Annotated in this window: 4 protein-coding genes and 1 pseudogene; 4 read left to right on the top strand and 1 reads right to left on the bottom strand. The window is 74.3% G+C overall.

The window, feature by feature from the left end:
* Positions 1-224: 224 nt before the first annotated feature.
* Entirely contained in the window at positions 225-2,399 is a 2,175-nt protein-coding gene (locus STRAU_RS31600) for a prolyl oligopeptidase family serine peptidase (protein ID WP_016644481.1), read from the bottom strand.
* Between the two features lie 210 nt (positions 2,400-2,609).
* Here STRAU_RS31600 and STRAU_RS31595 point away from each other — a divergent pair, with 210 nt between their 5' ends.
* From STRAU_RS31595 to STRAU_RS42610, 4 genes and pseudogenes are all read left to right on the top strand, one after another.
* Positions 2,610-2,804 carry a hypothetical protein gene (locus tag STRAU_RS31595; protein WP_030359751.1) on the top strand — a complete coding sequence of 65 codons (195 nt, stop codon included), beginning with the start codon at positions 2,610-2,612 and terminating at the stop codon, positions 2,802-2,804.
* A gap of 112 nt (positions 2,805-2,916) precedes the next feature.
* Positions 2,917-3,855 carry an N-acetyl-1-D-myo-inositol-2-amino-2-deoxy-alpha-D-glucopyranoside deacetylase gene (mshB, locus tag STRAU_RS31590; RefSeq protein ID WP_016644479.1) on the top strand — a complete coding sequence of 313 codons (939 nt, stop codon included), beginning with the start codon at positions 2,917-2,919 and terminating at the stop codon, positions 3,853-3,855.
* Positions 3,856-4,142: 287 nt separating this feature from the next.
* Positions 4,143-4,523 (top strand): DUF6113 family protein, encoded by a 381-nt coding sequence (locus STRAU_RS44115; protein ID WP_037663212.1) that lies wholly within the window; start codon positions 4,143-4,145, stop codon positions 4,521-4,523.
* A 140-nt stretch (positions 4,524-4,663) separates the two neighbouring features.
* Positions 4,664-5,700: pseudogene (locus tag STRAU_RS42610) on the top strand (hypothetical protein); the annotation flags it as partial.

Here is a 5,700-nt window from a genome sequence, read left to right as displayed (position 1 = left end):
CCCGTCCGGCGATTGAGGACGAGGTGCGAGCGCCGATCTGCGGTGCGTACGGGGGTGTGCAGGAAACAGGGCGGCAACCCCGCCGACCCGGGGCCGATATGAGGGCGCGCCATGCTGGTGGCGTACGGCCGTGCGGGTGCCGTTGGACCGGCCGGGGCGCGCCATGTCACCCCGGCCGGTCGTGCCACGTCATGTCGCCCCGGCCGGTCGCGTCGTGTGGTCGGCTACGCGAGCCGCAGTGACCGCCTGAGGAAGTCGACCTGGAGCAGGAGCAGGTTCTCGGCGACCTGCTCCTGGGGGGTCATGTGCGTGACCCCGGACAGGGGGAGCACTTCGTGCGGCCGCCCCGCGGCGAGCAGCGCCGAGGAGAGCCGCAGCGCGTGCGCGACGACCACGTTGTCGTCGGCGAGCCCGTGGATGATCTGCATCGGCCGATGCGGTTCCCCGGGGTCGACGAGCCCGTCGTCGGAGACGAGGGAGCTGTTGCGGTAGGCGTCGGGGGAGGTCCGCGGGTCGCCCAGGTAGCGCTCCTGGTAGTGGGTGTCGTAGAGGCGGAGGTCCGTCACGGGCGCCCCGACCACCGCCGCGTGGAAGACGTCGGGGCGCCGCAGGACGGCCATGGCGGAGAGGTAGCCGCCGAAGGACCAGCCGCGCATGGCGACGCGGGAGAGGTCGAGGGGGAAGTGCTCCGCGAGGGCGTGCAGTGCCTCGACCTGGTCGTCGAGGGTGCGGGTCAGGTCTCCGTTGACGGCCTTCTCCCAGGCGGGGGAGCGGCCCGGAGTGCCCCGCCCGTCCGCGACCACCACGGCGAAGCCCTGGTCCGCGAACCACTGGGAGGTGAGGTAGACGTTCTGCGCCTTGAGGACGCGCTGCCCGTGCGGACCGCCGTACGGATCCATGAGTACGGGAAGCGGCCCGTCCGCCGGGTCGTACCCCGTGGGGAGCAGCACGGCGCACGGAATCCGCCGCGCGCCCCCTTCGGTGAGCGTCACGCGCGGGGTGAGCCCCGGCCGCTGGGCGTGCGAGGCGACGGTGGCCACCTGCTTGCCGTCGCGCAGCACGGACACCCGTGAGCCGGGATGGTCGAGAGTGGCCGAAACCAGCACGGTGACGTCACCCGCCCGCACCGCCGAGTGCACCCCGGGCTCCTGCGAGACCCGCTCCACGCCCAGCTCGTTGACGCGGTAGACGTGCACCTCGCCGAGCTCCGGATCGGCGGCCCCCGGCCCCGCGGAAGCCGAGATCAGCGCGGAGTCCTCGGTCACGTCGAGCACCGCGCGCACATGGAGCGACGAGCCCGTCAGCGGCCGCTCGCCCCAGGCGAGGACCCGCGCGCCGCCCTCGTCCGCGATCCGCACCAGACGCCCGCTCGGCGACCAGCAGGGCGAGCCGGGGAAGAGTTCAAGCCAGTCGTCGTCCTCGTCGGCGTGCACCATCCGCGTCGAGCCGTTGTCCGGGTCCACCGCGAGGTACAGCGCGCTGCGCTGGTCCCGCGCCTGCACCAGGAGCAGCGGCGCGCCGTCCGTCGACCAGTGCACCCGGGCCAGGTAGGGATAGCGGGCGCGGTCCCACGCGACCTCCGTGCGCACCCCGTCGAGACCGACCACGAAGAGGCGTACGTCCGCGTTGGCCGTGCCCGCCGCCGGATAGCGCACGGCCGTCGGCTCCCGGTCCGGATGCGCCGGATCCGCGATCCACCAGCGCTGTACGGGCGCTTCGTCGACCCGCGCGACAAGCAGCCGGTCGGACTCGGGCGACCACCAGAAGCCGCGGAAGCGCTGCATCTCCTCGGCCGCGATGAACTCCGCGAGGCCGTACGTCACCGTGTCCGCCTCCACGGCGTCCGGTGCCGCGAGCGCCCGGTCGTCCCCGCCGTCGGCGCCCGTGACGCGCAGGGCGCCCCCTGCGACGTACGCGATGTGACGGCCGTCGGGCGAGGGCCGCGGGTCGATCACCGGTCCCGGCGCGGGCAGTTCGCGCGCCGTGCCCGCCCGCAGCTCCGCGGCGAACAGCTTGCCGGACAGCGCGAAGGCGGCCAGTTCCACGGCCGCGTCCGTGGCGTATCCGACGATGCCCGCGCCGCCCTCGCGGCTGCGCTCGCGCCGCGCCCGCTCCGCCGCCGAAAGACGCTCCGCCGAGCCGTCGAGGAGCGTCTGCGGATCGGCCGCCAGGCGTTCGGTCGCGTCCCCGTCCGCGAGGTCCAGGACCCACAGGCGGCCGGTCCGGTCGGTGCCGGATCCGGAGCGTACGAAGACGACGCGGGAACCGTCGGGAGCCACGGTGAAGGCTCGGGGCGCGCCGAGGGAGAAGCGCTGCGTTCGGGCGTGCTGCCGCGGGAAGGAAAGCCGCTGCGCGGAACCCTCCTGGGGCCCGTCGGTTTCGGGGGTCTCGGTGGTCATTCCCCGAGCCTATGGCTGATGCGCCCCTCGTGCTGCGGTGCTCCGACTCATGTGGCCCGGCACATAGTTATGATCCGTAGCGCTGGGTGGGTATGACCTTGCTGGCACGGCGAGTTGGGTCCTGTCGGCCGGACGCGGGGGGCGGTTCGGGGCAGCTCGGGGCAGTGGGTCGGGATCTTGTCGGGACACGGGAATGGGAGGTGAACCGCCGTGGCACTCTCGGTATCGGTGGTGCTGCTGCTGGCGATCATCGTGGTCATGCTGGTGCGGAAACAGGGGCTCAAGACGATCCACGCGATCGTGTGCGCGCTGCTCGGCTTCTATCTCGCCAGTTCGTCGCTCGCGCCGACCATCGATGAGCTGTCGACGAATCTCGCGGGGGTCATCGAGGACATCAAGTTCTGACGGTGCCCGACCGACGCGGCCGCCGTCCGGCGGCCCGGGGGAGACAAGCGGAGACAAGGGGGACGGGGGCTCGGGCCCGCGGCGGTGCGCCGCGGGCTCGTAGGCTGTTCCCATGACGGAACAGCCCGCCCGGCGCCTGCTGCTCGTGCACGCGCACCCCGACGACGAGTCGATCAACAATGGCGCGACCATGGCCAAGTACGCGGCCGAGGGCGCCCGAGTCACGGTGGTGACCTGCACGCTCGGCGAGGAGGGCGAGGTCATCCCGCCCTCGCTCGCGCATCTGACCGCCGACCGCGAGAACGCGCTCGGCGCGCACCGCATCGGTGAGCTCGCCGCCGCGATGAAGGAGCTCGGCGTCGCCGACCACCGCTTCCTCGGCGGCACCGGCCGCTACCGCGACTCCGGGATGATGGGCCTGGAGCAGAACCACCGCTCCGGCGCCTTCTGGGCCGCCGACGTCGACGAGGCCGCCGCGCATCTCGTCGAGGTGATCCGCGAGGTGCGGCCCCAGGTGCTCGTCACGTACGACCCGGACGGCGGCTACGGCCACCCCGATCACATCCAGGCCCACCGCGTCGCCATGCGCGCCGCGGACCTCGCGGCCGAGCCCGCCTTCCGCGCCGACCTGGGCGAGCCGCACACCGTCGCCAAGGTCTACTGGAACCGCGCGCCCCGCTCCGTCGTCGAGGAACGCTTCCGGTGGCTGGCGGGCGTCCTCGGCGAATCCCCGTTCACGGCCGCCGCCACGGTGGCCGACGTGCCGGGCGTGACCGACGACGAGCGCGTCACTGCGGAGATCGACGGCCGGGACTTCGGGGCGGCGAAGGCGGCGGCGATGCGCGCCCACGCCACCCAGATCGAGGTCAGCGGCCCGCTGTTCGCGCTGTCCAACGGCCTGGCGCAGCCGATCTTCGACGTGGAGTACTACGAACTGGTGAGAGGCGGGGCGGGCGCGGTGCGCGGAGTGCGCGAGACGGATCTGTTCGCGGGGATCGACGCGGCGGGGGCCGCGGGGCCCGGCACGACGGCGACGGAGGGCGGGAAGTGAGCGCGCGGTCCAGGGCTTCGTCCTCCTCCTCTTCGTCCTCTTCGTCCTCTTCGTCGTCTTCGTCTTCGTCGTCGTCGGAGGGCAAGGGGCCTGCGGGCAAGGGCTCGGCGGGCAAGGCCGGTGCGGGCAAGGCTTCGGCGGGCAAGGCGGCCGCGCCTGCCCGTGCGGGAGCTGCGTCCGGGGGAAGCGGAAGGAATGCTTCCGGGGCGGCTGCCGGGCGGGGCGGTGCGGCGGCCCCCGCGCGCGGGGCGGCCGGTCCCGGCGCGGCCGCGGCGCCGGGGAGCTTCCTGGCGCAGCCGCTCAACGTCGCCCGCCTGGCCGCGTACGCCGCGCTCTTCGTGCTCGGCGCGGTCGTCGGGGTGGCGGGCGCGCTCGTCCAACAGGGCTGGTTCCCGGGCGGGTTGCTGCTCGCCCTCGCCGGGTCCGCCGGTGCCTTCTACGGCGGATCGCGGGCCACGCGCACCCGGGGCGGCGCCCTCGCCCCCGCCGCGGGCTGGCTCGCCGCCGTCATGCTGCTCACGGCCACACGGCCGGAGGGCGACTTCGTGTTCGGTGCCGGCGTCGGCTCGTACGCGTTCCTGCTGGGCGGTATGGGCGTGGCTGTGATGTGTGCCACCCTCGGGCAGTCACCGCAACCGGGCCCGTCCGACGCCCGACTTGGCAAGTGACGTACCACTTGAACCCATGTCCCGCACGGGTTTGAAGCCGGTCACGGGATGACCGTGGGCGGCGGCCAGTATGGTGGTGCGCGCCGCCGAGCCGCCCGAGTGGTCGAGACGGGCGGCGGAGCCAACCAGGAGAACCTGCCTTGAGTCGTGAAACTGACAGTTCGTCCTCCGGTCCCCAGGGGCGCACAGGAGCTGCGTACCCCTCGGGAACGCCGCCGTACGGCTCGCCCGCACAGGGCGCCACGCCCGACGGCGGCCCGGACGGCGTCGGCCCGGGGGCCGGCGACGAGCGGAACGACGAACCCAAGACCGAGACCACGCTGACCACCCGCATCCGGATCAACATCCCCGGTTCGCGGCCGATCCCGCCCGTCGTCATGCGCACGCCGGTCGGCGACGCCGACGGCGAGAGAGGCGCGGACCCCACGCGCGCGGACGGCGCCGGGACCGCGGGCTCGGACGCGGGCGCCCTCAGCGGCGCGGGCGCGACGGGCCTCTCCGGTCCCTCGGCCGCGGGGGCGTCCCCCGCGGCTGCGTCCGCCGCCTCCCCGGCCTCCGCCGCCGGTTCGCCCTCCGGGGCGGCGCCGCAGGCGTCCGCCGGTGGTGACGACGGCGACGAGAAGACGAGCGACTGGTTCGCGCCGCGCAAGAGTTCCCCGAAGGGCGGGGCGCCTTCTTCCGGTTCTTCCGGTTCTTCCGGTACTTCGGGTTCCTCCGGTTCTGGAGGGCCCGGCGGTTCCGGGAGTTCTTCTGCCGGTTCTTCCGGTTCGTCCGGGGCCGGTTCCGGTGCCGGTACCGGTTCGTACGACGTGTCCGGTGCCGTCGCGGCCGGGCCGCTGGGGTCGGGCGGGGAGCCGCAGCGCGGGGACCTGCCGTACTTCTCCGGCGGTGAAGGCGACTACGGCCCCGCCGGGCCGACCGGGGGACCGGTGAGCGGCGACGGTCCGCTGCTGCCGCCCCAGCCGGGGGCCGAGCACGGCGGATACCCCGACGGCTCCGACGCCTACGGCGACAGTGGTGCGTACGGCGACGGCGCGGGCGCGTACGGCGACGGCAGCGGGACGTACGGCGACGGCCCTGGCGGCCCCGCCGGTCCCGGCGGCCCCGGCCGCATGAGCGACGACACCGCCATCCTCACTCCGCAGAAGCCCGTGCCCGGAGGGCCCGGCGGCCCCGG

It is taken from the genome of Streptomyces aurantiacus JA 4570 (genome assembly GCF_000414115.1).
GTDB lineage: Bacteria > Actinomycetota > Actinomycetes > Streptomycetales > Streptomycetaceae > Streptomyces > Streptomyces aurantiacus_A.
The sequence above is the reverse complement of the archived record's forward strand: the minus strand, read 5'-3'. Positions and strand labels throughout refer to the sequence as shown.